This window comes from Collinsella sp. TF12-2AT, assembly GCF_003436735.1.
Classification (GTDB): Bacteria; Actinomycetota; Coriobacteriia; order Coriobacteriales; family Coriobacteriaceae; genus Collinsella.
Genome location: NZ_QSQK01000001.1, coordinates 1 through 26,275 on the forward strand (window position 1 = coordinate 1; position 26,275 = coordinate 26,275).

Annotated in this window: 22 protein-coding genes; all 22 read right to left on the reverse strand. The window is 59.5% G+C overall.

The window, feature by feature from the left end:
• Positions 1–125: 125 nt before the first annotated feature.
• Complete coding sequence (locus tag DXD24_RS00005) at positions 126–1,154, reverse strand: ABC transporter ATP-binding protein (RefSeq protein ID WP_117564866.1); 1,029 nt, start codon at positions 1,152–1,154, stop codon at positions 126–128.
• Positions 1,155–2,246 carry an ABC transporter ATP-binding protein gene (locus DXD24_RS00010; RefSeq protein WP_117564867.1) on the reverse strand — a complete coding sequence of 364 codons (1,092 nt, stop codon included), beginning with the start codon at positions 2,244–2,246 and terminating at the stop codon, positions 1,155–1,157.
• A 2-nt stretch (positions 2,247–2,248) separates the two neighbouring features.
• Positions 2,249–3,184 carry an ABC transporter permease gene (locus DXD24_RS00015; RefSeq protein ID WP_089572954.1) on the reverse strand — a complete coding sequence of 312 codons (936 nt, stop codon included), beginning with the start codon at positions 3,182–3,184 and terminating at the stop codon, positions 2,249–2,251.
• 14 nt (positions 3,185–3,198) lie between these two features.
• Positions 3,199–4,236, reverse strand: coding sequence for an ABC transporter permease (locus DXD24_RS00020; RefSeq protein ID WP_089572952.1), 1,038 nt, complete (start codon positions 4,234–4,236; stop codon positions 3,199–3,201).
• 156 nt (positions 4,237–4,392) lie between these two features.
• Positions 4,393–6,069, reverse strand: a complete 1,677-nt coding sequence (locus DXD24_RS00025; protein WP_117564868.1) for an ABC transporter substrate-binding protein — start codon at positions 6,067–6,069, stop codon at positions 4,393–4,395.
• Between the two features lie 290 nt (positions 6,070–6,359).
• Positions 6,360–6,614, reverse strand: a complete 255-nt coding sequence (gene secG, locus DXD24_RS00030; protein WP_006236144.1) for a preprotein translocase subunit SecG — start codon at positions 6,612–6,614, stop codon at positions 6,360–6,362.
• A 164-nt stretch (positions 6,615–6,778) separates the two neighbouring features.
• A complete protein-coding gene (gpmI, locus tag DXD24_RS00035) occupies positions 6,779–8,332 on the reverse strand; it encodes a 2,3-bisphosphoglycerate-independent phosphoglycerate mutase (RefSeq protein WP_117564869.1) in 1,554 nt (517 codons plus the stop codon).
• 5 nt (positions 8,333–8,337) lie between these two features.
• Positions 8,338–9,105 (reverse strand): triose-phosphate isomerase, encoded by a 768-nt coding sequence (gene tpiA / locus DXD24_RS00040; RefSeq protein ID WP_117564870.1) that lies wholly within the window; start codon positions 9,103–9,105, stop codon positions 8,338–8,340.
• Entirely contained in the window at positions 9,098–10,288 is a 1,191-nt protein-coding gene (gene pgk / locus DXD24_RS00045; RefSeq protein WP_117564871.1) for a phosphoglycerate kinase, read from the reverse strand. The genes tpiA and pgk overlap by 8 nt, the downstream gene beginning before the upstream one ends.
• Before the next feature lie 140 nt (positions 10,289–10,428).
• Entirely contained in the window at positions 10,429–11,454 is a 1,026-nt protein-coding gene (gene gap, locus DXD24_RS00050) for a type I glyceraldehyde-3-phosphate dehydrogenase (protein ID WP_099431436.1), read from the reverse strand.
• Positions 11,455–11,647: 193 nt separating this feature from the next.
• Positions 11,648–12,577 carry a DNA-binding protein WhiA gene (gene whiA / locus DXD24_RS00055; RefSeq protein WP_117645694.1) on the reverse strand — a complete coding sequence of 310 codons (930 nt, stop codon included), beginning with the start codon at positions 12,575–12,577 and terminating at the stop codon, positions 11,648–11,650.
• 6 nt (positions 12,578–12,583) lie between these two features.
• Positions 12,584–13,504 (reverse strand): RNase adapter RapZ, encoded by a 921-nt coding sequence (rapZ, locus tag DXD24_RS00060; RefSeq protein WP_022094878.1) that lies wholly within the window; start codon positions 13,502–13,504, stop codon positions 12,584–12,586.
• 101 nt (positions 13,505–13,605) lie between these two features.
• Positions 13,606–14,292, reverse strand: a complete 687-nt coding sequence (locus DXD24_RS00065) for an N-acetylmannosamine-6-phosphate 2-epimerase (protein WP_022094877.1) — start codon at positions 14,290–14,292, stop codon at positions 13,606–13,608.
• 70 nt (positions 14,293–14,362) lie between these two features.
• A complete protein-coding gene (locus DXD24_RS00070; RefSeq protein WP_022094876.1) occupies positions 14,363–15,328 on the reverse strand; it encodes an ROK family protein in 966 nt (321 codons plus the stop codon).
• A 172-nt stretch (positions 15,329–15,500) separates the two neighbouring features.
• Positions 15,501–16,421, reverse strand: coding sequence for a dihydrodipicolinate synthase family protein (locus DXD24_RS00075; RefSeq protein WP_089573615.1), 921 nt, complete (start codon positions 16,419–16,421; stop codon positions 15,501–15,503).
• Positions 16,422–16,489: 68 nt separating this feature from the next.
• Positions 16,490–17,341: an acetylxylan esterase gene (locus DXD24_RS00080; RefSeq protein WP_117564874.1), complete on the reverse strand. Its 852-nt coding sequence runs from the start codon at positions 17,339–17,341 to the stop codon at positions 16,490–16,492.
• Entirely contained in the window at positions 17,334–18,311 is a 978-nt protein-coding gene (locus DXD24_RS00085; protein ID WP_117564875.1) for an acetylxylan esterase, read from the reverse strand. The genes DXD24_RS00080 and DXD24_RS00085 overlap by 8 nt, the downstream gene beginning before the upstream one ends.
• Before the next feature lie 80 nt (positions 18,312–18,391).
• Positions 18,392–19,219, reverse strand: coding sequence for an ABC transporter ATP-binding protein (locus DXD24_RS00090; protein WP_089573612.1), 828 nt, complete (start codon positions 19,217–19,219; stop codon positions 18,392–18,394).
• On the reverse strand, positions 19,220–21,235 hold the full coding sequence (locus tag DXD24_RS00095; RefSeq protein ID WP_035138893.1) for a dipeptide/oligopeptide/nickel ABC transporter permease/ATP-binding protein: 2,016 nt from the start codon (positions 21,233–21,235) through the stop codon (positions 19,220–19,222).
• Between the two features lie 3 nt (positions 21,236–21,238).
• Positions 21,239–22,195, reverse strand: coding sequence for an ABC transporter permease (locus DXD24_RS00100; RefSeq protein ID WP_055251823.1), 957 nt, complete (start codon positions 22,193–22,195; stop codon positions 21,239–21,241).
• Between the two features lie 157 nt (positions 22,196–22,352).
• A complete protein-coding gene (locus DXD24_RS00105; protein WP_117564876.1) occupies positions 22,353–23,966 on the reverse strand; it encodes an ABC transporter substrate-binding protein in 1,614 nt (537 codons plus the stop codon).
• Positions 23,967–24,331: 365 nt separating this feature from the next.
• Entirely contained in the window at positions 24,332–26,272 is a 1,941-nt protein-coding gene (gene uvrC / locus DXD24_RS00110; protein ID WP_370446213.1) for an excinuclease ABC subunit UvrC, read from the reverse strand.
• Between the last annotated feature and the right edge of the window lie 3 nt (positions 26,273–26,275).

Sequence of the window (26,275 nt, forward strand, 5' to 3'; positions counted from 1 at the left end):
TTGCTTTTCAGAACGTCCCGCAGGACGGAGGAAGCCCCGCAGCGCGTAGCGCGCAGCGGGGCTTCCGACATGTCCGAGGACGTTCTGAAAAGCAACACCAGGGCGGGCCCGAACGAGAACACCGACTACAGGTCGATGTGCGATTCCTTGATCGGGAACGGCTCGGCGAAGTGGCAGGCGCAGCAGTGACCCGGTGCGACTTCCTTAAACTCGGGAAGCTTCTCGGAGCAGATGCCCTGCGCGATCGGGCAGCGCGTGTGGAAACGGCAACCGGTCGGCGGATCCAGCGGCGACGGCGGATCGCCAGCGAGAATGATGCGCTTGCGGGTCTTCTGGATATCCGGATCGGGCACCGGCACGGCAGACAGCAGCGACTGCGTGTACGGGTGGTGAGGCTCGCTATAGAGCGTCTTCCAATCCGAAACCTCGACCATCTTACCCAGATACATAACGGCAACGCGATCGGAGATGTGCTGCACGACGGACAGGTCGTGGGCGATAAAGAGATACGCCGTACCAAACTTGTCCTGCAGTTCCTTAAGCAGGTTCAGAACCTGGGCCTGAATGGAAACATCCAAAGCGGATACCGGCTCGTCACAGATAATCAGCTTGGGCTTCAGCGCAAAAGCGCGGGCGATGCCGACACGCTGACGCTGGCCGCCCGAGAACTCGTGCGGATAGCGGTTGATGTGCTCGGGGTTCAGACCGACGACATCCAGCAGCTCGCGGACACGCTCGATACGCTCTTCCTTGGTGCCCACACCATGAATGGTCATGGGCTCGGAGACGATCTCACCAATCGTCATACGAGGGTTCAGCGAAGCATAGGGATCCTGAAAGATAAACTGCATCTCGCGACGCATATCCTTGATCTCGTGCTTGCTCATCTCGGCAACATCTTTGCCCTGGAAGAACACCTTACCTGCCGTCGGCTTCGTCAGGCGCATGATGGTGCGGCCCGTGGTGGACTTACCGCAACCAGACTCGCCGACCAGGCCAAAGGTCTCGCCCGGATAAATCTCGAACGAAATGTCATTCACAGCAGAGACGACGCGCTTGGAAAAACGCTTGGCGAACATGCCGGACTCTGCGGGGAACTCCTTAGAAAGATGCTCGACCTTCAGCAGCGGAGTGCGCTCGTTATTGTCTGTCATTTACGCCTCGCCTCCCTTCTTGGAATCCTTGCGCGTGCGGGACGTCTCAGGGGCGTTCTTGAGGAACTCGGGGTCACCGGAATAATGGCACGCAGAATAGTGGCCGGACTCGGTAACAACGCGCTCGGGGCGCTGCTTGCGGCACTTGTCCGTCGCATAGGGGCAGCGAGGAGAGAAGACGCAGCCCTCGGGCAGGTTCATGAGCGAAGGCGGGTTGCCGTGAATCGGCGTCAGCGGCTTCTTCTCATCGATGGCCTGCTCCGGGATGGAGCGAATAAGACCCCAGGTGTAGGGATGGCGGCTCTCGTAGAAGATTTCCTCAGCAGTACCGAACTCGACGGGACGGCCGGCGTACATAACCATGATTTTGTCGGCCATATCGGCGACAACGCCCAGGTCATGGGTAATCATGATAATGGCGTTGCCGTTCTTCTCCTGCATCTCCTGCATAAGCTCAATAATCTGAGCCTGAATGGTAACGTCCAGGGCAGTCGTGGGCTCGTCGGCAATCAGGATATCGGGGTCGCAGGCAAGAGCCATAGCGATCATGACACGCTGACGCATTCCGCCGGAGAACTGGTGCGGATATTCATTGACGCGCTTCTCGGGCTCGGGGATACCCACGAGGTCCAAAAGCTCGGTAGCGCGCTTGAGCGCCTCCTGCTTGGAATAGCCACGGTGCAGACGAAGGCCCTCGCCCACCTGCTTGCCGATCTTATAGACCGGGTTCAAGGAGGTCATAGGATCCTGGAAGATCATCGCGATATCGTTACCGCGAATGTGCTGCATCTCTTCCTCGGTCATTTCGAGGATAGAACGACCGCGATAGCGAACGTCGCCGCCCTCGATCTTTCCCGGAGGCATCGAAATGAGGCCCATGATGGTCATGGCGGTCACGGACTTACCGGAGCCGGACTCACCGACGACGCCCAAGGTCTCGCCGCGATCGAGCGTGTAGGAGACACCGTCGACAGCGCGAACGACGCCATCCTCGGTGTGGAAATACATCTTAAGGTCATCGACCTCGAGCAAATGCTGGCCCTCGGGAACCGGCTGGTCCTTCAGGTCCACATAGTTCTTGTTCTTCTTCATCCTTATGCGTCCTTCATCTTGACGTCGAGGGCGTCGCGCAGACCGTCACCCAGCAGGGTGAAGGCGAGCACCGTCGAGAGAATTGCCAGACCGGGCATGATCATCATCCAGGGAGCAGTCAGAAGATACTGCTGACCGTCCTGAATCATGGAGCCCCACGAAGGCGTAGGCGGGATAACGCCCATGCCGAGGAAGGACAGAGCGGACTCGGTCAAAATGGCACCACCAATGTTCATGGTCGCGTAGACCACGATGGAGGCGACGGAGTTCGGGAAGATGTGACGCACGACGATACGAGCATCGGATGCGCCCATCGCGCGCGCAGCGTCAACATAGTCGTTTTCCTTGACCGTCAGGATCGCGGATCGGAAGACGCGCGCAATCGAAGGCCAGCCGAGAATACCGATGGCGATAAAGACGTTCTGAAGACCACGGCCGATAACGGCGATCATGGCGACGACGAACAGCACGTACGGGAACGCCAGGAAGATGTCCGCGCAGCGCATGATAATCGTATCCCAGATGCCGCCATAGAAACCGGCAAGGGCGCCCATGACCAGACCGATCACCGTGGAGATGGCGGTGGCCATAATACCGACGGAAAGCGAAACACGTGCACCGTAGATAACACGAACGAGAATGTCGCGGCCAAGGGCGTCGGTGCCAAACGGGTGCTCGGCACACGGAGCCAGCAGCGACGTCTCGGCCATGGTGGTCGAGTCGGAAGCCGTCGGCGAACCGAGCCAGGGCTTAGCCCACAGATCTGCGGTCAGGGCAACCAAAACGACGACGATGATCCAGCAGACACCGATAACGGCGAGCTTGTTCTTGCGAAGACGCTTAAAAGCGTCGCCCCACAGCGTGCGGGACTTGGCGGGAGCAGATGCGGCCTTGGTGGCGGTAGCCTGCTCCTGAGACTGAGAATCAGTTTCCTGCATGAGACGTACCTCCCTTAGGCCTTATCCGACGGACCGCCAAGGCGGATGCGCGGGTCGAGGAATGCATAGCTAATGTCGACGAGCAGGTTGATCACCATGACGACGACGACGATGAGCGTAACGCCGCCCATAACGATGGGCCAGTCACGCATGCTAATGGCGCGATAGACCTCATAGCCGATACCGGGCCAGTTAAAGACCGTTTCGGTCAGGATGGCACCCGAAAGCATGCCGCCAAAGTCGACACCAATATAGGTAACGACGGGGATGAGTGCATTCTTAAGCGCATGCTTGATGATGATCGCGCGATTGGAGAGACCCTTGGCCTTTGCCGTACGGATGTAATCTTGGTTCATGACGTCAAGCAGCTGCGAACGCATAATGCGGGCAGCATAAGCGGTCGAAACCGAAGCCAGCGTAATGGTCGGAAGCACATAGTGCATCCAATCCTGATACTGAGAGCTGGAACCGCCGGCACCCGAAATCGGCATGGAGAATGCGCCGCCGGTGAGGTCCTTAAGGATGACGCCGAAGAACAGCTGCAGCAGCATGCCGAGCCAGAAGGCGGGAACGGCAACGAGGATCGACGTGGTCAGCGTTACCAAAATATCCCAGAAGGAATAACGCTTTACCGCCGAAATGATACCCGCACCGATACCCATGATCGCCTCGAGCACGATGGCGCACGCGGCGAGTTTGACCGTATACGGATACTTCTGGGCAAAGATTTCCGTAACCGGCAGCTTGCGCTGGTACGAATTACCCAGATCGCCATGAAGCAGACCGTTCATGTAATACAGATAACGGTCTACAAGCGACGTCTGAACGGGATCGCCGTTCTCGTCAAGGATCGCGTTACCGTCCTCGTCCGTCTGGACCAGGTGATAGCGTACGCGAAGCTGAAGCTCTACCTCGGGGGACAGAGCCTTGTCTCCACCGATCAGCTTGATCGGATCTCCCGGCACGATATTCTGGAGGGCGAACAGAATCAGCGTGACGCCCAAAAACACCGGGATGAACTGAAGCACACGTTTAACGATGTACTTACCCATACCACTCCCCTATCTAGGGATTAACCTAAATGGGATGCCGATCGCCAGACCGGCATCCCAAAATTACCATCAGCCAGTTTACCCCAGGTTAGGGGGAACTGTATGTTTCCCATGAGGTCTACGTAAATACTTGACCCTCACGGAAGCTGCAAACTCTTAGGCGAGCTCAGCGGTACCCAGATCGGCGTGCTTCTGCGGATCAACGTAGAGGTACTTGACGCGGTCGGAGCCAGCGATGGTGTGCGTGTAGAACATCACCGGGATGACCGGGCAGTCGGCGGCGACCATGGCGTCGGCCTCCTGCATCTTGGCGATACGCTCGTCGTCGTCAACCGTGGCACGGGCCTCGTCAACCTTGGCGTCAAAGTCGGGGTTGCTGTAACCGGAGCGGTTGTCGCCACCCAGGGAGTCGGAGTGGAACAGCGGATACAGGAAGTTGTCCATGATCGGGTAATCGGCGATCCAGCCCAGACGGCCGAACTGATAGTTGAAGTTCTGATACTGCTCGAGCAGGGCAGACCACTCAGGGGTATCGGAGACGGCGGTGACGCCCACCTTGGCGAGGTCGCCGATGATGGACTCCATGATCTCCTTGTGACCACCGTCCTGGTTGTAGGAAAGGGTCACGTTGATACCGCGGTCGCCGTTAGCGCCGGCAGGAGCGACCTTGTCGAGGTACTCATTGGCCTTATCAACGTTGTACTCGCAGAACTCCCATGCACCCTCCTTGTAGCCGGCGATTCCCGGAGGAACGATGCCGTCAGCGGGGGTACGGGTACCCTTGAAGATGGTCTTGCAGATGGCCTCACGGTTGATAGCCAAGGAAATGCCCCTGCGCAGGTCAGCGTTGTTGAACGGCTCGGCCGTGGTGTTGCACGTCAGATAGTACGTGGAAGGCTCGGAACCGAGTAGCATGCGCGCACCATCACTCATGGTGTAGCCATCCTTGGACTCGCCGCGGTCCTTCTTGGCGGCGTCGATCTGAGCAACGGGAACGTCGCAGACATCAAGGTTACCGGCCTGGAACTCCTTGTAAGCGGTCTCCACGTCCTTGATGACCTGGAAGTGGATGGCGTCGATCTTGGCCTTGTCGCCATAATAATCGTCGAACTTCTTGAGGTTGATCTCCTGACCATCCTCCCACTTACCGTCCATCATGAACGGGCCGTTGCCGACCGGGGCAAGATAGAAGCTCTTGACATCGGTCTCGGCGCACTCGGGAACCGGGGACAGAGCCGGGTGAGAGGCGACGAAGGGGAAGTCGGCGTAGGCAGAAGTCAGCTTGACGACGAGGGTCTCGTCATCCGGGCAGGTGACACCGGTCAGCTCGGTAGCCTTACCGGCAACCAGATCGTCATAGCCCTCGACCATGGAAAGGTGATAGGAGACCTCGGAAGGACCATACTCGGTAGCGATGGCCGACTTGGTGTTGACCAGGCGCTCCCAACCGAGCTTGAAGGACTTGGAGGTAACGTCGTCACCGTTATGGAACTTGGCCTTCTTGATCTTGAAGGTGAACTCGGTGGCGTCGTCGTTAGCCTCAAAGGACTCGCAAGCCAGCGGAACGATCTCGCCCTTCTCGTTATCGTACTCCGTCAGAGCGTCGAAGAGCTGGTATTCGACCTGAGTGCCCTGATCCTCCTGGACGTTGTAGGGGTCGATGCAGACCGGGTTGTTGATGTAGAAGTTCAGCGTCGAACCGGACTCAGAACCGGAAGCGTCGCCGCCCTTCTTGCCGCATGCGGCAAGAAAAGCCATGGAGCTCGCAGCGAGGGTGCCGCCAACAAAGGCGCGACGACCCATAACGGGCTGGTGGAACATAGAATCAGCCATGCCATCCTCCTTATGAGATAGGACAAAGTGAATTCGGCCGGGCAACGTCGAGACAGCCCAATCGAACCATTCAAACGCGGTCCGCTGTTATGGCTGGTTATGCAATGCGGGCCAACGTTTTGCAATACAGTAGCGCATTTTATGCACAATTTGGCGCTGATTCCGGTTAACGGTCGAGAATTTCTTTAGTTGGGCGAAGTATGTGGGGATATTTTGGCTCTGTTACAAGTCTGTAAACAAAAAGGGCCCCGCACATGCGGGACCCTTTACAAACGTATATACGCCGATGCTTAGTAGCCGACGATGCCCTGCGGGAAGAAGAACATGCACAGAACGACACACACGGCAAAAACGACGGCCATAATTACCGTCAGGCGATCGAGGTTCTGCTCCATGACGCCCGTGGCAGAGCTGGAGTTATACAGCGAGCTAGCGATCATATCCGAAACGCCGGTGCCCTTACCGGAATGCATCAGAACGAGAATCGTCAGCGCCACGGCAGAAACAGCCCAAACGACAAACAGAAGAATCTGAAACGGACCCATAGATAAGCTCCTTAATAGAACGATTCAAACTCCAGTACTGTACCACAACCTCCAACACTCCCCCACCTGCCATTTAGGGACGGGGCAGAAATGGCAGAAATACCAAAAAGGGGGTCGTCCGGTTGTGGACAACCCCCTTACTAGAAAACGGTATTTGTTTTCTATTAGGCCTCGGTGGCGAGCACGCGACCCGTCATCTCGGCGGAAGGCTCAATACCAGCCATGATGAGCATGGTCGGAGCGATATCGGAAAGACGGCCGTCCTCGATACCGGTGAGCTTGGCCTTATCATCAACGATGATGAACGGCACGCGGTTGGTGGTGTGAGCCGTAAACGGATGCTTGGAACCGTCGGAAGCAACGTCAAACATGTGATCGGCGTTGCCATGGTCGGCGGTAATCAGCGCAAAGCCGCCCTTGGCGAGAATCGCCGGGACAACCTTGGACAGAGCATCGTCAACAGCCTCGACGGCCTTAACGGCGGCGTCGAAGACACCGGTGTGACCAACCATGTCGCAATTTGCGAAGTTCACGATGTAGAAATCAGCGCGATCCTCGTTGATAGCGGCGACAAGCTTCTCGGTAACCTCGGGAGCGCTCATCTCGGGCTGCAGATCGTAGGTAGCGACCTTGGGGGAAGCGACGAGCACGCGCTCCTCGCCCTCCTTGGGCTCCTCGATGCCGCCGTTGAGGAAGAACGTCACGTGAGCGTACTTCTCGGTCTCGGCGGTGTGCAGCTGCTTCAGGCCATTGGCGGCGATAACGTCGGCCAGGACGTTCTCGGGGAACGTCTTGGGGAAGGCGACCTCGACGTCAAACGTCGGATCGTACTCGGTCATCGTCACAAAGTGCGAGAGCTTAATCTGCTCGCGCTCAAAGCCATCGAACTCCTTGTCCGTGAACACGCGGGTCATCTGACGAGCGCGGTCGGGACGGAAGTTGAAGAAGATGGCCGCGTCGCCCTCGTGGATGCCCTCGTTGTGGGCCGCGAAAGGCTCGACGAACTCGTCGCCGCGCGGATCCTTCTCGTAGTAGGCCTTGATACCGGCAACGGGGTCGGTATCGGCATCGGACGCGTTGACCATGACGTCGTAGGCGCGCTGGATGCGCTCCCAACGGTTGTCGCGGTCCATGGCCCAATAGCGGCCCGAAACGGTGGCAACGCGAGCGTCGCAACCGGTCTCCTCGGAGATCTTAGCCAGGAAAGCGCAGAACTCGCTCATGTAGCCGGCACCGGACTGCGGGTCGACGTCGCGGCCATCCATGAAGGCGTGGACGCGAACGGTCTTGACGCCATGCTGGGCAGCCATCTTGACCAGAGCCTCGACGTGGTTCATGTGAGAATGAACACCGCCAGGGCTCATAAGGCCCATGAGGTGCAGGGTCTTGCCTTCGGCCTTGACGTCGTCCATAGCTTTGACGAAAACCTCGTTCTTGGCGATGGAGCCGTCCTTGATGGCGTTGTTGATGCGCGAAAGCTCCTGGAACACGATGCGGCCGGCACCGATGTTGAGGTGGCCTACCTCGGAGTTGCCCATCTGACCGTCGGGAAGGCCCACGTCCTCGCCCGAAGCACCGAGCGTGGTGTGAGGATACTTCTCGTACAGGCTATCAAGGAAGGGCGTCTTGGCAGCGGCGACGGCGTTCTCGCCATCGGCCGGAGCAAGGCCGCAGCCATCCATGATGATCAGGAGTGCAGGAAGATGACGCTGTGCCATATGTCCTACTCGCCTGCCTTGACGACCATAGAGGCGAAGTCGGCAGCCTTGAGCGAAGCGCCGCCCACGAGGGCGCCGTCAACGTCAGGCTTAGCGACGAGCTCGGCGATGTTGCCGGGCTTGGCAGAGCCACCATAGAGAACGCGGATGCCGTTAGCGAGCTCCTCGCCAAACATCTCCTTGAGGGTCTCACGGATAGCGCCGCAGACCTCCTGGGCGTCCTCAGCGGTAGCGGTCTTGCCGGTGCCGATGGCCCAGATGGGCTCGTAGGCGACGACGACCTGCTTGGGGCAGGTGATCTCAAGACCGGCAAGGCCAGCCTTGACCTGGTTCACGACGTGCTCGACATAGGTGCCAGCCTCGCGGACCTCGAGGGACTCGCCGCAGCAGAAGACGGGAACAAGACCGGCGGCAACGAGGGCCTTGGCCTTCTTGTTCTGATCCTCGTCGGTCTCGTGGAAGTAGTCGCGACGCTCGGAGTGACCGATGATGCAGTAGGTGCAGCCAGCGGACTTGAGCATGTCGCAAGAGGACTCACCGGTGAAGGCACCCTTGGCCTCCCAGTACACGTTCTGTGCACCGAGGGCGATGGGGGCAGCCTGAATGCGGTCATGAACCGTGGTGATGTCAATGTTCGGAGGGCAGACGAGCACCTCGACGCCAGCCGGAACCTCGGGCAGAGCCTGAGCCAGCTCATCGGCGAGCTTGGCGGCCTCGGCGACGTCGTTGTTCATCTTCCAGTTACCAGCGATAAGAAGGGTACGATTAGGCATCGAGAAGCGCCTCCACTCCGGGCAGGGCCTTACCCTCGACGAGCTCCATGGAAGCGCCACCACCGGTGGAGATCCAGCTCATCTTGTCGGCCAGGTTGAACTTGTTGACAGCCGCGACAGAGTCGCCACCGCCGATGATCGAGGTGCAGTCGGCCTCGGCGACGGCCTCGGCGATAGCCTGGGTGCCGTGAGCGAAGTTGTCGAACTCGAATACACCCATGGGGCCGTTCCAGAACACGGTCTTGGCGCCCTTGACGGCCTCGGCGTAGAGCTCCTCGGTCTTGGGGCCGATGTCCATGCCCTCACGATCGTCGGGGATAGCGTCGGAAGCGACAACCTCGGGGACAGCGTCCTCGCCAAAGTGATCGGCAACGCGGTTGTCGATGGGGAGCAGGATCTTGACGCCCTTCTCCTCGGCCTTCTTGAGCATCTCGCCGGCGCGCTCGACCCAGTCCTCTTCCTTGAGGGACTGACCGACGGTCAGGCCCTGAGCCAGGAAGAAGGTGTAGGCCATGCCGCCACCGATGATCAGGGTGTCAGCGGAGTCGATGAGGTGATCGAGAACGCCGATCTTGGAGGAAACCTTGGAACCGCCGACGATAGCAACGAAGGGGCGCTCGGGCTCGGCGAAGATGCCGGTCAGCGTGTCGACCTCCTTCTCGAGCAGGAAGCCGGCGACGGCAGGCAGGTAAGCGGCGGGACCCACGACGGAACCCTGGGCGCGGTGAGCGGTACCGAAAGCATCGAGAACGAAGACGTCACCATAGGAAGCGAGCTTCTTGGCGATCTCGGGATCGTTCTTCTTCTCGCGCTTGTCAAAACGGACGTTCTCGAGAACGAGGACCTTGCCCGGCTCGACGGCGGCAACAGCCTCAGCAGCCTTCTCGCCGTAGGTGTCGGCGACAAAGGCAACATCGAGACCAGAGAGCTCAGCGAGCTTCTTGGCGACAGGCTCAAGGGAGAGCTCGGGCTGGAAGCCGGTGCCATCGGGACGGCCGAGGTGGCTCATGAGGATGACGCGAGCGTTGTGCTCAACGAGGTAGTTGATGGTGGGCAGGGCAGCCTTGATGCGGGTGGTATCGCCAACGACGCCATCCTTGATAGGCACGTTGAAGTCAACGCGGACGAGAACGCGCTTGCCGTCGACATCGATGTCGCGGACGGTCTTCTTGGTAAAGGCCATGTTTGCTTCTACCTTTCGTACGTGTCTGCCTCCCATTACGGCAGACGATTTCCTATAAAAAGGGCGCGACCCTAGGGTGTAAGCCCTATGAGGCCGCGCCCTTCTTTAGACGCTCAACGAGCTATTCGCTAAAAGCTAAATTAAGCAACGAACTTCTCGAAGTACTTGATGGTGCGGACCATCTGAGAGGTGTAGGAGTTCTCGTTGTCGTACCAAGAGGTGACCTGAACGAGGGTCTGGCCGTTGCCGAGGTCAGAGCACATGGTCTGAGTGGCGTCGAAGATGGAGCCGTGGGTCTCGCCGATGATGTCGGTGGAGACGATGTCGTCCTCGTTGTAACCGAAGGTCTCGGAGATGGTGGAAGCGTAGGCCTTCATAGCGGCGTTGACCTCGTCGACGGTGACCTTCTTGTCAACAACAGCGTAGAGGTTGGTGATGGAGCCGGTCGGCGTCGGGACGCGCTGGGCGGCACCGATGAGCTTACCGTTGAGCTCGGGGAGAACCAGGCCGATAGCCTTGGCAGCACCGGTGGTGTTGGGGACGATGTTGACGGCGCAGGCGCGGCTACGACGCTTGTTGCCCTTGCGCTGCGGGCCGTCGAGCGGCATCTGGTCGCCGGTCCAGGCGTGAATGGTGGTCATGATGCCGGACACGATGGGAGCGAAGTCGTTCAGACCCTTGGCCATCGGGGCGAGGCAGTTGGTGGTGCAGGAAGCAGCGGAGATGATGTTGTCCTCAGCGGTCAGCGTCTCGTGGTTGACGTTGTACACGATGGTGGGCAGATCGCTGCCGGCCGGAGCGGAGATGACGACCTTCTTGGCGCCAGCGTTGATGTGGGCCTGAGCCTTAGCCTTGCTGGTATAGAAACCGGTGCACTCGAGAACGACGTCGACGTCGAGGTCGCCCCAAGGCAGGTTGTTGGCGTCGGCCTCCTTGTAGATCTTGATCTCCTTGCCGTCAACGGTGATGGAATCCTCGCCAGCAACGACCTCGTGATCGCGAGCGTAGTTGCCCTGCGTGGAGTCGTACTTCAGCAGGTAAGCGAGCATGTCGGGAGAGGTGAGGTCGTTGATAGCGACGATCTCGGAGCCCTCATGACCGAACATCTGACGGAAAGCCAGACGACCGATGCGACCGAAGCCGTTAATAGCAACCTTTACTGCCATTGTGTCTCCTTTCGTAAGGCCCCCGCAAGCTACAGCGCCCGCCGTTGAGGCCCACAAACTAACCACTCGCCTAATATACCTTTTTTTTGACTTGAATTTCACGAGAATAGTCGAAATTGAAAATCAAATTTACGTTAAAACGTTTTAAAGAATAAAATAGCAGCTAAATCCGTATATAAGTCGATACTATAAACTACCTGTTTGCTTCAATGAGCTTTTCAAGCCTCAAAACTCGATGGTAGAGGGCCGACTTCGACAAGGGAGGGTCAGCCCTCTCCCCTAAATCACGCAGCGACAGATCGGGATAGCGCTCGCGCAGGTCGCAAAAGACCGCCAAGGCATCCGGAAGCGCATCGCGAAGGCCGCGCTGCTCGAGCTCATCGATAAGCGCAAGCTGATGTTGGGCAGCACCGGCGCTTCTGGTCTGGTTGGCGAGCTCGGCGTTCACGCGACGGTTCACATCGTTCTTAACCAACTTGACCGCGCGCGCCTCCTCAATCTCGGCAACGCTGCGCTTGGCACCAATCAGCTTTAATAGATGCTCGATTTCCTCGGCGCTCTTAATGTACACGGCATATGACCCCCGCCGCGCATTAACACGAGCATGGACCCCAATCTGCCCCAACAGGTCGCAAAGTCCCCGGGCATACTGCTCGCCCTGCACCGCGATCTCCAAATGGAAATCGCCGCGTGGATCGGCCACGAAGCCGCCCGCGATGAGCGCGCCGCGGATGTAGGCAAGCCTGCAGCAGGGACGGGCAACGATGTGTCGGGGAACACCAGCGACGAGCCCTCCTCTGCGGTCTAGAATGCCCAGCAGCACCAGAGCCTTGTCCAAGTCGGGTTGATCGGGCAGGGTAATGAGATAGTTACGGACCTTATGCAAGACCGATTTACGAACGGTGAATTCCGTTTTGAGCTTAAGGATGCGATGCGTCAGCGTGATCATCGTGCGCGCGACGGCTCCCGTCTCGGTCGCGACCGTCAAACGATACCGCCCGGAGCCGGCCAACGAAAGCGTACCGCTCACACGCGTCAGGGCGGCAAGCGTCGACAAATCGCAGTATTCACATTCGGGTTCGCAGCGCGCAAGCTCGTCGCGCACCTCAGCGGTAAACGACATGCAGGCCTATGCCTTCGTGTTGGCGCGCGACAGGTCGCGGTGGGAGATGCTCACGTGATACTGGGCGCCTTCCAGGTAACGGGCCGTGGCCTCGGCAATGGCGACGCTACGGTGCTGTCCGCCCGTGCAGCCGATGGCGATAGAAAGCTGCGGCTTACCCTCCGCGATATAGCCCGGCATCACCGTATCGAGCAGCTGTGTCCAAGCCTTCCAAAACTCCTGCGTCTTGGGGTGGTCCAGAACAAAATCGGAGACCTTTTTATCGAGACCGGTCATCGTGCGCATCTCGGGATCGTAAAACGGATTGGGCAGGAAGCGGACGTCGATCATAATGTCCGCCTCGACGGGCATGCCGTGCTTAAAGCCAAACGAGAACACATGGACGTCCATGAGCTGTTGGTCGGACAGCTCGGAAAATGCCATACGTAGCTTGTTGCGCAGCGCAGAGGTGCGCAGACGACTCGTGTCGATAATCATATCGGCTCGATCGCGCACGCCCTGCAGCTGAAGGCGCTCGCGCTGAATGGCATCGGCCGTAGTCTCCCCCGGCTTGGCAATGGGATGACGGCGGCGATTTTCGCTGTAGCGACGAATCAGCACCTCGTCAGAAGCCTCCAGGAACACGATGTCGCAGCTCATCTCGCGCTCTTCGAGCGCGGCGACCGCATCGAGCAGCTCATCGAACAAGCCCTGGCTACGCAAATCGCAGGTGACGGCGAGATGCCTGCCCACGCCCGTATTAATGCCGACGAGCTCGGCAAGCTGGGCGATCAGACGCGGAGGCAGGTTATCGATGCAAAAATAGCCCATGTCCTCGAACACGTGCATGGCCTGCGTGCGGCCCGATCCGGACATTCCGGTGATGATGACGATATCGGGGATGCGCTCCGAGCGCTCCGCCGCATCCATGGCATCTCCCTTTTGCATGTGCTGCCTCCCGAAAACAAGCGCGGGACCCAGCAACCCGGATCCCGCGCGGTCAATTGCCTTTATTGAGTATACCGCCCCGAGCGGATACGAGGCCTGTCTTACGCCTCAAGCGCAGCCTTGAACCAACTTGTAATACTCGTGGGGTGCGTGATGGCGGTGCCGACGACAACGGCCCAGGCGCCAGCATCGATCGCGGCGCGAGCCTCCTCGGGCGTATGCACGCGACCCTCGCAAATGATGGGAAGGCCGGGGAATTCCTCGGTCGCCTGACGCAGGAGCGGCAGGTCGGGGCCATCGGCCATGGTGCAGTCGATGGCGGCGACACCGTGAGAGAGCGTGGTAGATACCAGGTCGAAGCCCATATCAACCGCACGGCGAATGTCCTCGATGGTGGCACAATCCGCCATCAGGAGCACACCCTCCTCGTGCAGCGGACGGAAGGTATCCTCGACCGTCTTGCCATCGGGGCGCGGACGATCGGTGGCATCGATCGCCACGATATCGGCACCCGCGGCAACGCAGGCGCGAGCGTGACGCAGCGTCGGCGTGATGTAAACGCCCTCGTGCCCATCCTTCCACAGGCCGATAACAGGAACCTCACAGCGACCCTTAATGGCGGCAATGTCGGCAAGGCCCTGACAGCGAATGGCGGCGGCGCCGCCAAGCTCGCAAGCGCGAGACATTTGAGCCATGGTCTCGGGCGTACGAAGCGGCTCGCCCATATACGCCTGAACGCTCACGACGAGCTTGCCCTTCAGGGATTGAATCAAAGGATCGACGGTCATAAGGCTGCAACCTTTCTCAGAACAGCCTCCCGAGGCGTGTTGTCTCGGGAGGCTCCTACAGCAGATACGTTTACTTCAACGAGGCAAGAAGATGCTCAGCGGCACCGATGAGCGGAGCATCGCCCTCCAGAGAACCGATGAGGATCGGCGTGTCCTGAAGCGGATCGAGCGCCTGGCTGGCATAGCCCTCGTGCACCGAATCCTTCCACGTCTGCGAACGCCAATCGGGACCTTGGTGAATCACGCCGCCCGAAAGCACGATGACCTCAGGGTCCAGGATGTTAGCGAGCGAGCCCAAGCTGGCACCCAACGCAAAGCCGGCATCATGGATGACCTCGGTCGCCTTTGCGTCGCCTGCACGGCACAGGTCGTTCACATCGCGACCGACCGAAGGACGGCTGGGGTCGACACGGCCAAAGCGCTCATCGTACATACGACCAATGGAAGTGCCCGAAGCAACCGACTCCAGATGGCCGGAACGCCCGCAGGCGCAGGGAATGCCGGCGGCAGCCGAGCACTCGATGTGGCCCATATGGCCAGCAGCACCATGGAAGCCCTGCATCACGCGGCCGTTCTCGACATATGCGCCGCCGATGCCCGTACCGATGCCAAGACACAAGACGGAGAACTTGCCCTTGCCGACGCCCCAGTGGGCCTCGCCCAGAGCATGAGCTTGCACGTCGCCTACAACGGCAACGGGAAGACCGAGATCCTCGCGCAGACGCGGCCCCAACTGAACGCCGGACCAGCCGGGCATGATCTCATTGGCATACGCGATGGCGCCCGTCTTGGGATCGACGACGCCGGCGGCACCGATACCGACGCCAAGGACCTCGACATCGGGATTCGCCTCGAGAGCAGCCTTGATGGACGCCTCGATACGCTGGAAGACGGCCTCACCGCCCTCTTGGGCCTCGGTGGGAACCTCAGCTTCAAAGACCGGATGGGGCACGCTGCCATCAGCCGGATACTCCATAATGGCAGTCGCAATCTTAGTTCCGCCGATATCGACAGAGCAGACGTACTTGTTCTCCATGTCGCTCTCCTTCGGAGATAAAAAACAACTATAGGAAATGCGCCGTCAGGCTAGCCGTCACAGCGCAGTAAAGGTTTTCCTGGTGCCCAAGATCGCCGAGAAACCGTGTGGCCATTGACCTAATAGTCATGGCCACACGGTTGAACGGCGAGGTCGGGTGCCTGGGAAAGCTTTACAGGAGGCCGTTGTCCTGGAGGACCTTCCTAATAGCCTCGACGTTCTCGCCGGTCATGGCCTTCACCGGGCGCGGCATGGTCGGGCTGTCGAAGATACCCATGAGGTTCATAGCGGTCTTGAAGGCGCCGACGCCACCGGCATAGCCCTGGACGCCCGAGGTGACATCCCAGATGTGCGAAATCTCATTGAGGCGATCCTGCTCGGCCTTGACGGTAGCCCAGTCACCAGCCTGAGCGGCCTTCCACTGACGAACGTAGCCCTCGGGCTCAACGTTGGCGAGACCCGGGACAGAGCCGTCGGCGCCACCGAGGTAAGCGCCGTCGACAACAACCTCGTGGCCGGTGAGGATGCTCATCGGATGGCCGTTCTTCTCGTTCTCCTGAACGAGGTAGCGGAACGAGATGTCATCACCCGAGGAATCCTTGACGCCAGCAAGGACGCCCTCGGCGCCGAGCTTGGCAAGGAGCTTCCAGGGGAGCTTGGTGTGAACGCAGACGGGGATGTCATAGGCAAAGATGGGCAGGTCAAGCTCCTCGTGCAGGATGCGGAAGTGCTCCTCGACCTCGGTCATGCCCTGCAGGGCATAGAACGGGCAGGTGGCGACGAGGGCATCGGCGCCCAGCTCCTGAGCGACCTTGCCGTGCTCAATCATGCGCTCGGTCTCGGTATCGATGATGCCGACCAGAACAGGCACGCGGTGGTCGACGATGCGGACGGCCTCGGCGATGATCTGGCGACGACGCTCGTCGGTGGAGAAAACGACCTCACCCGAAGAGCCCAAGAAGAACAGGCCATCGACGCCGGCATCGATCATGCGGTTGATGCTGCGCTCAAAGGAGGCAACATCGAGCTGGTGATCTTCGGTATCGGGAACAACGACGGGAGGGATAACGCCGGTGAATTTCTGAGTTGCCACAAGAATCTCCTTAGTTGTCTGGCGGGCGGCCCTATGCCACCCACTCTTGTTGGCAGTGTCCAGGCCGTCTAGGCCAAAGAACACGAGTGGAACGTTTGGTTAAAAAAGTCTACGACTTCGTTTTCGAACGCATTGATGCGCTCGTGAGCGTATTTTGCATAGATGATATGCCTCCGGTCACACTCAAGACCGTTGAATACGGCAAACTGATCCTTGGGATCGCTCACGGTATCCATAAGCGATGTGTCCATGAGCACCGATCCGCGCACCCGAGACGACAGCACCTCGAGGCCGCCAGGAAGCGGATTGGCAACCGCCGTGCGGGCGAGGCCCCGCTCGTCCAGAGCAGAAACCGCCAGCGCGACTCCGCCGCCAAGACCCTCGCCCCATGCAAAGATGCGGTCGGGGTCCATGCCATCAAGATTGCGCGCGACCTCCGCCAACGCGCAGCCCCAACGGACGCGCCTGACAAAAGCAGGCGAGGTAATCCCCTGCCGCAGATCGCTGGGTCCAATCGCCTCATCGTCCAGCGCAAGCACGGCATATCCCATGGCCGCAAACCTCGTCATGTGATGCCATCCCCGCACGGGTCGGTCGATGTCGTGAAACATCAGACATAGCGGCACAAGCTCGGATGCTCGGGCGCGACCGGCAGGCTCGATCAAACGTGCGTGGACCACATCGCCACCAAGCTCAAAGGAAACCTCAGAGTAGCGGGCATACGGATTGGCGAAATCGATCGCCGTAATGGTCAGGCTTTGAATCTCAAGATCCATAGCACATGTCTCCAAATCAGAAACATCTGCCTGAACATCACCGTGCCAGTCCCGATATTCAGCGAGCCTTGACGAAACCGTCCCGGGAATCCCCACAAGGTCGGGGACAATCAGCTCGCCGACATTGCTCTCGCACTTAGACATGAGCCTCCCCTCCCTTGCAGAAAAACGGAATGATCAGATCGTCAAAATCCTGAATCTCCTCGTGGCCAAAGCCTTCAAAGAACTCATGACGCTTTTCACAGGTCAGGTTGTTATAGACCGCAAACTGCGTCGCTGGCGGACAGACGGTATCGGCTGTGCCGGTGCCAAACAGCACGGGGCATTTGACCATAGGGGCAAAGTTCTTGGAATCGAAGTACGCCAGCTTGGCATAGGCTTCGTCGATACGAGTCGAGTCCTCGTCAAACCAGCGAGACCAATAGCGCAGGCCCTCGTAGGCAATGTCGTCGGCATCCAAATCCCAGACCAGGCGGAAATCCGACAGGAAGGGATAGAGGATGGCGGCGCGATTGATAAGCTCGCTGTTAAGTGCACAGGTCGCAATGCCCAAACCGCCGCCCTGCGACGCGCCGTTCACAAACACACGGGCAAGATTGATGCCCTCGAGCTCGCGAACGATGCGACACAGGATGCGAATATCTTGGTGCAAGCGGACATAGTAGAGGTTGGCCGGGTCGCCGTCGATACCGGCGACGATATGGCCCGCGACCGTTGTGCCCTCAAATCCACCAATGTCCTCGGAGGGACCTCCTTGACCGGGGCAGTCGAGGGCGATGAGTGCCATGCCCATGCCCGCAAACGACGCCTGCTCAAACCAGCTGCGGCTTGCACCCGGATATCCATGGAACTGAAGTACCAATGGCACGGGCTCGTCCGAGACGGGTTTAAGGTACTTGGCATGCAGGCGAGCGCCACACATGCCGGTATACCAGAGGTCGAAAAGCTGGCAGGTCACGGCATCTGTGACCGATGCCGTCTCGATCGCATAGTCAAGCCCGACCGCGTCGGCCTCGGCCATGCGATCCTTCCAAAAGAGATCGAAATCTGATGGACGGGGCATGGCGCCTCGATATTCACCAAATTGATGTTGTAGCTCCTGAGCACTTGGCATGGCTCGTGAACCCAACCTTTCGAAATCGCAACGGAGGTGCGCCCGGCAAGGGAACCGGGCGCACGGGAGGGAAAGCGAGGCTACTCGCCGAGCTTGGGATGCAGCAGCGACGGCGCAGCGCCGAGCAGCATCTTGGTGTAGGGGTCCTGGGGGTGCTGGAAGACCTGCTTGGCCTCGCCCTGCTCGACGATCTTGCCGCCATTCATAACGATGATGTCGTCAGAGATATAGCGGACCGTTTGGATGTCATGGCTGATGAACACCATGGCCAGGCCGAGCTCCTTCTTAAGGTCGGTCAGCAGGTTCAGAATCTGCGCGCGGACCGAAACGTCCAGAGCCGAGGTGGGCTCGTCGGCGATGATGGCATCGGGGTTCAGCGACAGGGCACGGGCAATTGCGACGCGCTGGCGCTGGCCGCCCGAAAGCTGGCCGGGAAGAACCTCGGCGGCGGAGCTGGGCAGACCGGTGAGCTCCAAGAGCTCCTTGACGCGCTTCTCCTGCTCGGCCTCGGTACCCAGGTTGTGGACGCGCATGGGGTCGAGCAGTTGCTCGCGAACGACCATGCGGGGGTTGAGTGCCGTGGCCGGGTTCTGGAACACGACCGAGATGACGCGACCCATGTGGCGACGGTCCTCGGCGGTACGCTTGGTAACGTCCTTGCCCTTAAAGTAGACCTTGCCGCTCGTGGGGGCCTGCAGGCCGCACATGACGTTGGCGGTGGTGGACTTACCGCAACCGGACTCGCCGACGATGCCGATCGTCTGACCGGGCATGAGCCTAATCGTTACACCCTGGACGGCGTGAACCAGGTTAGGGTGCAGAATCGAGCCGGTACGGGTCCTAAAGGTGACGTGGACGTCATCAAGGAAGATGATCGGCTCGACGCCGTTGACTGCGGTCTCGCTCATCTACATCACCTCCGCGTGAGGGGTCAAACCATTTGCCTTGAGCACCTCGTCGGGGAGCTCGGAATAGAAGTGCTCGGTGCCGGGCACGCGCTTGAAGACCGGACGGGTGTCCAGGCCAATACGCGGATGGCTCGAGCGGGGCGCGAAGCGATCGCCCTTGGGGAAATCGCGCGGGCTCGGAACGGCGCCGGGCACCTGGTGCAGGCGGCCCGAACCGCTCTCGATGGACAGGACGGAACCCAGAAGACCGCGGGTGTACTCGTGGATCGGGTTGGTGAGCAGCTCCTTGGTGGGCGCCTGCTCGATAACCTGACCGGCGTACATCACCGTGATGTTATGGGCGACCTCGGCGACCAGCGCCAGGTCATGCGAGACGAAGATCATGGCAAAGCCGAGCTTGGCCTGAAGATCGTTGAGCAGCTTGATGACCTGCTTCTGGACGGTAACGTCCAGGGCGGTCGTGGGCTCGTCGCAGATGACCAGCTTGGGGTCGCGGGTAAGGGCCATAGCAATCAGAACGCGCTGACGCTGACCACCGGAAAGCTCGTGCGGATAGCTCTCGAGCGTACGCTTGGGGTCGAGGCCCACGAGCTCCAGGAGCTCCTCGGCGCTACGGGTGCCGCCACGCTTGGTGAGCTGCTTCATCTGGGCAGAGATGAGCATGGAGGGATTGAGCGAGGACAGGGCGTCCTGATAGACCATAGCGATATCGGTACCGCGCAGGCCGAACCACTCCTTCTTACTCATCTTGAGCAGGTCGCGGCCCTCCCAGAGGACCTCGCCGGAAAGGTGCTCATCGTCGTCGGTCAGGCCCATGATGGCCAGCGTGGTGATGGACTTACCGCAACCGGACTCGCCCACCAGGCCCATGGTCTGACCAGGACGGACGTCAAAGTTGACATGGTCGACGACGTTGATATCACCGTGATGCTCAAACTGAATGCAGAAGTCACGGACCGAGAGAATCGGTTCGACAGACTCGTCGGGCACATGGCGATCGTCACGCTTGAGCTCGACATCGCGCAGGGCGCCAAGGCGAGCGGAGAGGGACTGGGCCTGCTCCTTGTAGGCGCGAACGGGGTCGGAGACCAGCAGGTCGGCCTCGCGGCGCTTGGAGGAATCGGTCGGATCCAGGGCGGCGGAGGGAGCAGCGGCCATGGCGTCGGTAATGCCCTCGGAGAGGATGTTGAGCGCCAGGCAGGTGATCATGATGGCCAGGCCCGGGAACAACGCCTGCCACCAACGGCCGGCGAGCACGCCGCCGCGGGCGTCGGCGAGGATGTTGCCCCAGGTAGCGGTGGGCTCCTGGATACCAGCGCCGATGAAGGTCAGCGAAGCCTCGAAGATGATGGCGTCGGCGACTAGGGTAACGGTGAAGACCATGATCGGGGCGATGCAGTTACGCAGAACATGCTTGATTAAAATCCACGGAGCCTTGGCGCCGGAAACGATGACCGCGCGGACATAGTCCTCGCCGTACTCGGACACGATGTTGGCGCGCACGATACGGGCAATCTGCGGAGTGTACATAAAGCCGATGGCGAAGATGATCGACGGCACGGAGTTGCCCAGGATGGAGACGAAGACGGCCGCGAGGGCGATGCCCGGGATGGACATGATGATGTCCAAGATACGCATGATCGTCTCGGAGACGGCCTTGCGCGAAACCGCTGCAAGGGCGCCCACGACCGAGCCGCAGACCAGAGCCATGGCAGTGGCGCCAAAGCCGATAATCAGCGAGTAACGACCACCGTAGAGCATACGCGACAGAATATCGCGACCCTTATCGTCGGTACCGAAGATAAATCCGTTGCCGGGAGCCTGGCGAGCCGTAAAGATCTCGACCGGGCTATAGGGGGCAAGAAGGGGCGCCAGAATCGCAGTCAGGGCGACCAGCACCAGCACGACGGCGGCAATCTTAGAAGACAGCGTCATCTTCTTCCAGCCACCGAGCTTGAGCCCCTTGGAGGCAGCCTTCTCGAGCTGCTCGGTTTGCTTCTCTCGAATCTTTACCATAATCTACACCGTCCTGATGCGCGGGTTGATGAGCAGGTAGAGCATGTCAACCACGATGTTGATGATGATGAAGGCAAGAGCAACGACGATAACGACGCCCTGAACCAGGTTCGCCTCGTTGCCCTGAACGCCCTGCAGAATCGCGGTGCCCATGCCGGGGAGGTTGAAGATAACCTCGATGACGACGGCGCCGCCCATGAGGTAACCGATCTTAAGACCGAGGGTGGTGACCGGGGTGATCAGCGCATTGCGAAGAACGTTGATACCGACGACGACCTTCTCGGGAACGCCGGCACCGCGAGCCATACGGACATAGTCCTTGTCGAGCTCCTCGACCATGGCGGTACGCACGATACGAGTCATCTGGCCCGTCAGCGGAAATGCCAAGGCGATGGCGGGCATAATCATGCGGCCCAGATAACCAGCCGGATTCGTGGTGAAGTGAGGCAGAGCACCCGATGCCGGGAGCACCTTAAGGTAGGAAGAGAACAGCAGGATCAACAGAACGGCAAGCCAGAACGACGGGGTTGCCAAGCCGGCGATGGAAAAGACGCGGATCACTTGGTCCGGCCATTTGTCGCGATACAGTGCCGCGATGACGCCGAGCAAAAACGAAACGACCGCACCGATGGCAAGGCCGATGAAGGTCAGCTGCATCGTGACGGGCAGGGCCGTGGAGATGCGCTTGGCAACGGAGTTGCGAGCAGCACCATAGGTGCCCATGTCGCCATGGATCAAATCGCCCATATAGCGCACGTAGCGCACGGGCCAGGGGTCGTCCAGACCATACTTCTCATGGTACTCGGCAACCGCCTCGGGCGAGGCACCGTCACCCAACGCCGTGTAGGCGGGGTCGGTCTTGGAGAACGACATAAGGAAGAACACCAGGACGGTGACGCCCAATGCCATGATCGGCAGCGCCACAAGACGCCTTCCAATCAAACGTAGCAAGTTGTTCACGTTCTCTCCCCTTTCTTTTGTCGGTAGGACCAACTGGTATATGAGTACGGATACTCATTACAAGACCCGAGCGACATCGAGGTCGCCCGGGTCTTTGTTTCAACTATGAGGATACGGTCCCAACGACCGACATCCTGCATACAGACTCAAGCGAGTCTTACGCCTTGACGGTCGCAACGCCCCTGAAGGACATGCTCGTCGTGCCGATGCCCTTGAAGCCATCGAGGGCCTCGCCGTTGGGCGCAGTGGACGGATCGTCCCAGGAAGCGGAGACGGTCTTGACGTGGACAACGGGGTACAGAACGGCGTTGTCGGCAATGATGTCGAAGCACTCGTTCCACTTCTTCTGCTGCTCGTCGCCCTCGGCGGCAAGAGCCTCGTCCATGAGACTGTGGAGCTTCTGCCACTCAGCGGACTCCTTCCACGGGCAACGGGTCTGCATCCAGACGTTGTCGCCGTACCACCAGTTGAGCAGCAGGTCGGGGTCGGCGCCGAAGCAGGAAGGATCGCCAGGGGCAAGGAGGATATCGTAGGCCTCGCCGCCGTCGATGGCAGCGTAGGTGGCCGGCGAGGTATCGGTCTGGATGGTCACATCGAAGCCGAGAGCGTCGAGGTCGTTCTTGACCTGGGCGGCCATGCCCTTAATCTGCTCGTTGTCGGTGGTGCGCAGGGTGATGGCACCCGGGGTGATGCCAGACTCCTCGATGAGCTTCTTAGCCTTCTTGGCGTCGGTCTTGTACACCGTGGAAGCCTCATGATAGTTGGTGAAGCTCTTGGGCAGGTAGCAGCTGGCAGCGGTGGCAAGGCCGGCGAAGGTGTTGCTGACCATCTTCTCGGTGTCGAGCGCATACATGACAGCCTGACGGACCTTGACGTTGTTCCAAGGCTCCTTGGCGACGTTGAACATGATGAAGCGGGTGCCGAAACCCTGAACGTTATCGATCTTGCAGCCGGCGCTCTCGAGCTGGTCGACGGCGTCAGCGGTAACGAGCTCCATAACGAGCGTGGAGCCCTCCTGCTGAGCGGTAACGCGAGCGGTGGGGTCGGTCAGGATGCTGTACTGGATCTTCTTATCCTCAGCAGCATACTCACCGTTGTACTCGGGGTTGGGAACCAGGGTGATCTCGGTATCGGAGATAGAGTCGTACATCCAGGGGCCGGAGCCGATCGGCTGCTTGGCGCGATCCTCCTCGGTCTGGGTGGCCGGGGTAACGCGGACGATGGCCAGACGATCCTTGAGCAGGGAGAAGTTGGGGACCTTGGTCTTGACCGTCACGGTGCTGGCGTCCTTGGCCTCGATGGACTCGAAGGGCTGGAAGAACGGAGCATAGGTAGCGGAAGCGGCGCAAGCGGTGTAGGAGGCAACGACATCGTCAGCGGTGACCTCGGTGCCATCGGAAAACTTGGCGCCCTTGCGGATGGTGACCTCGAAAGTGGTGTCGTCCACAGACTTGGGATCGTCGGTGGCGAGCTCGTTGAAGGTGCTGTAGTCGTGGTAATCGATGCCGTAGAGGCCCTCGACGACGTGCCAGTTAGCACCCAGGCCCACAGCGGAGCCGGTGCTGGCGGGATCGAAGCTGGACGGAGCGTAAGCGGAACCAGCGGTGATCACGCCGCCGCCACGGTTGGCGGAATCGGTGGAACCGGAAGCGGAACCCTCGTCGTTGGAGCTGCCACCGCAGCCGGTGAGACCAAGCCCTGCGACAGCAGCGACGCTGCCGGTGAGGCCGAGGAACGAACGCCTGGACATACCCTTGTTGATGATGGCCATGTCTTCTCCTATCAATAGAGAATCTTACCCGGGAGCACCTAGACGTGCCCCCGCGCAACTTGCGGACGATATATACCTTACCTACCGACGAACCCAACTGAGGTGCCGCGCTCGGCGACCGATACATACATACGCTTGAACGGTATTTACTACCGTTCACCGAATTCATTGACAAACGATTCGCCAGACAGTATGTATCGACGAGGTGAGATATCAGTCTTCGTCAACCCGCAGGATAGCAGGGTTGTTCACCATGGCTAGTCAAACGTTTTAGCGTTAATTAAACCCGAAATCGGCTGGTAATCGCCGTGAAATAAATGATTGAAAATCACGCAATCATGTATATCAGTTGTTTAGAGGCGTGTTTAGTTTTCGGATTGCTTTGCCGCCGCCTCGGCGCGCTCGGCATTCCATGCAACGAGCGCCTCGTGAACCGCTTTGGCGACATCGGCAGGAATGCCTCGAACTTCCGCGATCTCTTGCTCGCTCGCCGCGCGCAAACGCTTCATCGAGCCAAAATGGCGCATAAGGGCACGTTTTCTGGTGGGTCCCACGCCTGGAACGTCATCGAGTACCGAAACCGTCATGGCTTTATCGCGCAATTCGCGATGGAACGTGATGGCAAAACGGTGCGATTCATCGCGCACCTGTTTAATTAGATAGAGCGACGCGGACCCGGTCGGCAGCACGACTGGAGTCTCGTCCCAAGGCACGAAAACCTCCTCATCGGCCTTTGCCAAGCCACAAACTGGTATATCGAGCCCAAGAGCCTCAAGTTGCTTGATCGCAGCGGTCAATTGCGGCTTACCGCCATCGACAACGAGCAAATCGGGGCGCGAGCCAAAGCGCTCGTCGGTCATACGCTCGGGAGCATAACGTCGTCCCAAAACCTCGGACATCGACACGAAGTCGTTTGCCTCGTCCAATTCGGCCTGAATTTTAAAACGACGATACTGACTCTTGTCGGCGCGCCCGTTGGTAAACACCACCATCGAGGCGACCGTGAAGGTGCCATGCAGTGTAGAGATATCGAAGCACTCGATACGCAACGGCGGCGATGGCAGCGCCAACGCACTTTCGAGCTCCAGGAGCGCTTGATTGGTGCGGTCGTCAGCGTACCCCGTTCGCATCATGTAGCGCATGAGAGCATGGCGCGCATTTTTGGATGCCATATCGAGCAGACGGTGCTTTTCGCCACGCTGCGGCCTATGGAGATGGCAGGAACGCTCACGCTTGCCCGCAAGCCACTCCCCCAGCGCCTCCGCATCCTCAAGCTCGACGGAAAGGTTGACCTCAGCTGGAATATCAGCCGTCTCGTCGTAATAGCGCTTAAGAAAGCCCGACTGGAGCTCTTCCTCGTCAACATCAAGACCCTTGTCGAGAATGAACTCGCAGGTGCGAACTGTTCGGCCCTCGCGAACGACGAAGACGCAAGCGGCGGAGATGGTCTCCTCGCGATAGAAACCGATGACATCTATATCGACACTGGAGGGAAAAACGACTTGCTGACGATCGTCCAGACCCCTGATGACCTCCAAACGACGTTTGACGCGTGCCGCGCGCTCAAAGTCGAGCGCCTCAGCGGCATCCGTCATCTCGGAGGTCAGCTCATCGACGACATCCTTGCGATGGCCCGACAAAAAGCGCTCGACACGCTTGACGTTCTTGGCATAGTCTGCCGGGGAAATCACGCCGACACACGCACCCGGGCCGCGCCCGACATGGTAGTCAAAGCAGGGGCGCCCGTTTTGCGCGCAAATCATATTGACGATGTCTTCCTCGCCCTTGTGGGACTCGACGATACGGCGACAACGACGCCACTCCGCACAGGATGCGGAGCAGATGGGGATAACCTTGCGCAGCGTATCTATCGTCTCACGTGCCGCGCGGCTATCGGTATAAGGTCCAAAATAGCGCGTTCCCGGCTTATGACGCTCACGCGTGTATTTGATAGCGGGATACAGGTCGCCCTTTGTAATGGCGATAAAGGGGTAGCTCTTGTCATCCTTGAGGTCGACGTTAAAGTACGGATGGTACTGACCAATCAAATTGCGCTCGAGCACCAACGCCTCGTGCTCGGTCTCCACCACGATATAGTCAAAGCTCGCCACCAGCTGCATCATCAGCGGGATCTTCTGGCGCTCGTCCTGCAGCGTCACGTACTGACGCATACGGGCGCGCAGGTTTTTCGCCTTGCCCACGTAGATGACATCGCCCTTGGCGTCTTTCCAAAGGTAGCAGCCGGGCTGCGTGGGAACGCGCGAAACCTGCTCGGCAAGCGTTGGAATGTTGTCGTGACCGGCCACGCG

Coding starts and splice junctions, on each gene's coding strand:
- whiA (WP_117645694.1), bottom strand. CDS start 12,577: ATGTCGTTTACCGCTGAGGTGCGCGACGAGCTTGCGCGCTGCGAACCC.
- DXD24_RS00025 (WP_117564868.1), bottom strand. CDS start 6,069: ATGGCTGATTCTATGTTCCACCAGCCCGTTATGGGTCGTCGCGCCTTT.
- tpiA (WP_117564870.1), bottom strand. CDS start 9,105: ATGCCTAATCGTACCCTTCTTATCGCTGGTAACTGGAAGATGAACAAC.
- DXD24_RS00070 (WP_022094876.1), bottom strand. CDS start 15,328: ATGGAGAACAAGTACGTCTGCTCTGTCGATATCGGCGGAACTAAGATT.
- DXD24_RS00085 (WP_117564875.1), bottom strand. CDS start 18,311: ATGCCAAGTGCTCAGGAGCTACAACATCAATTTGGTGAATATCGAGGC.
- DXD24_RS00065 (WP_022094877.1), bottom strand. CDS start 14,292: ATGACCGTCGATCCTTTGATTCAATCCCTGAAGGGCAAGCTCGTCGTG.
- rapZ (WP_022094878.1), bottom strand. CDS start 13,504: ATGCAAAAGGGAGATGCCATGGATGCGGCGGAGCGCTCGGAGCGCATC.
- secG (WP_006236144.1), bottom strand. CDS start 6,614: ATGGGTCCGTTTCAGATTCTTCTGTTTGTCGTTTGGGCTGTTTCTGCC.
- DXD24_RS00080 (WP_117564874.1), bottom strand. CDS start 17,341: ATGTCTAAGTGCGAGAGCAATGTCGGCGAGCTGATTGTCCCCGACCTT.
- DXD24_RS00090 (WP_089573612.1), bottom strand. CDS start 19,219: ATGAGCGAGACCGCAGTCAACGGCGTCGAGCCGATCATCTTCCTTGAT.
- DXD24_RS00105 (WP_117564876.1), bottom strand. CDS start 23,966: ATGGCCATCATCAACAAGGGTATGTCCAGGCGTTCGTTCCTCGGCCTC.
- DXD24_RS00020 (WP_089572952.1), bottom strand. CDS start 4,236: ATGGGTAAGTACATCGTTAAACGTGTGCTTCAGTTCATCCCGGTGTTT.
- gap (WP_099431436.1), bottom strand. CDS start 11,454: ATGGCAGTAAAGGTTGCTATTAACGGCTTCGGTCGCATCGGTCGTCTG.
- DXD24_RS00005 (WP_117564866.1), bottom strand. CDS start 1,154: ATGACAGACAATAACGAGCGCACTCCGCTGCTGAAGGTCGAGCATCTT.
- DXD24_RS00095 (WP_035138893.1), bottom strand. CDS start 21,235: ATGGTAAAGATTCGAGAGAAGCAAACCGAGCAGCTCGAGAAGGCTGCC.
- gpmI (WP_117564869.1), bottom strand. CDS start 8,332: ATGGCACAGCGTCATCTTCCTGCACTCCTGATCATCATGGATGGCTGC.
- pgk (WP_117564871.1), bottom strand. CDS start 10,288: ATGGCCTTTACCAAGAAGACCGTCCGCGACATCGATGTCGACGGCAAG.
- DXD24_RS00010 (WP_117564867.1), bottom strand. CDS start 2,246: ATGAAGAAGAACAAGAACTATGTGGACCTGAAGGACCAGCCGGTTCCC.
- DXD24_RS00015 (WP_089572954.1), bottom strand. CDS start 3,184: ATGCAGGAAACTGATTCTCAGTCTCAGGAGCAGGCTACCGCCACCAAG.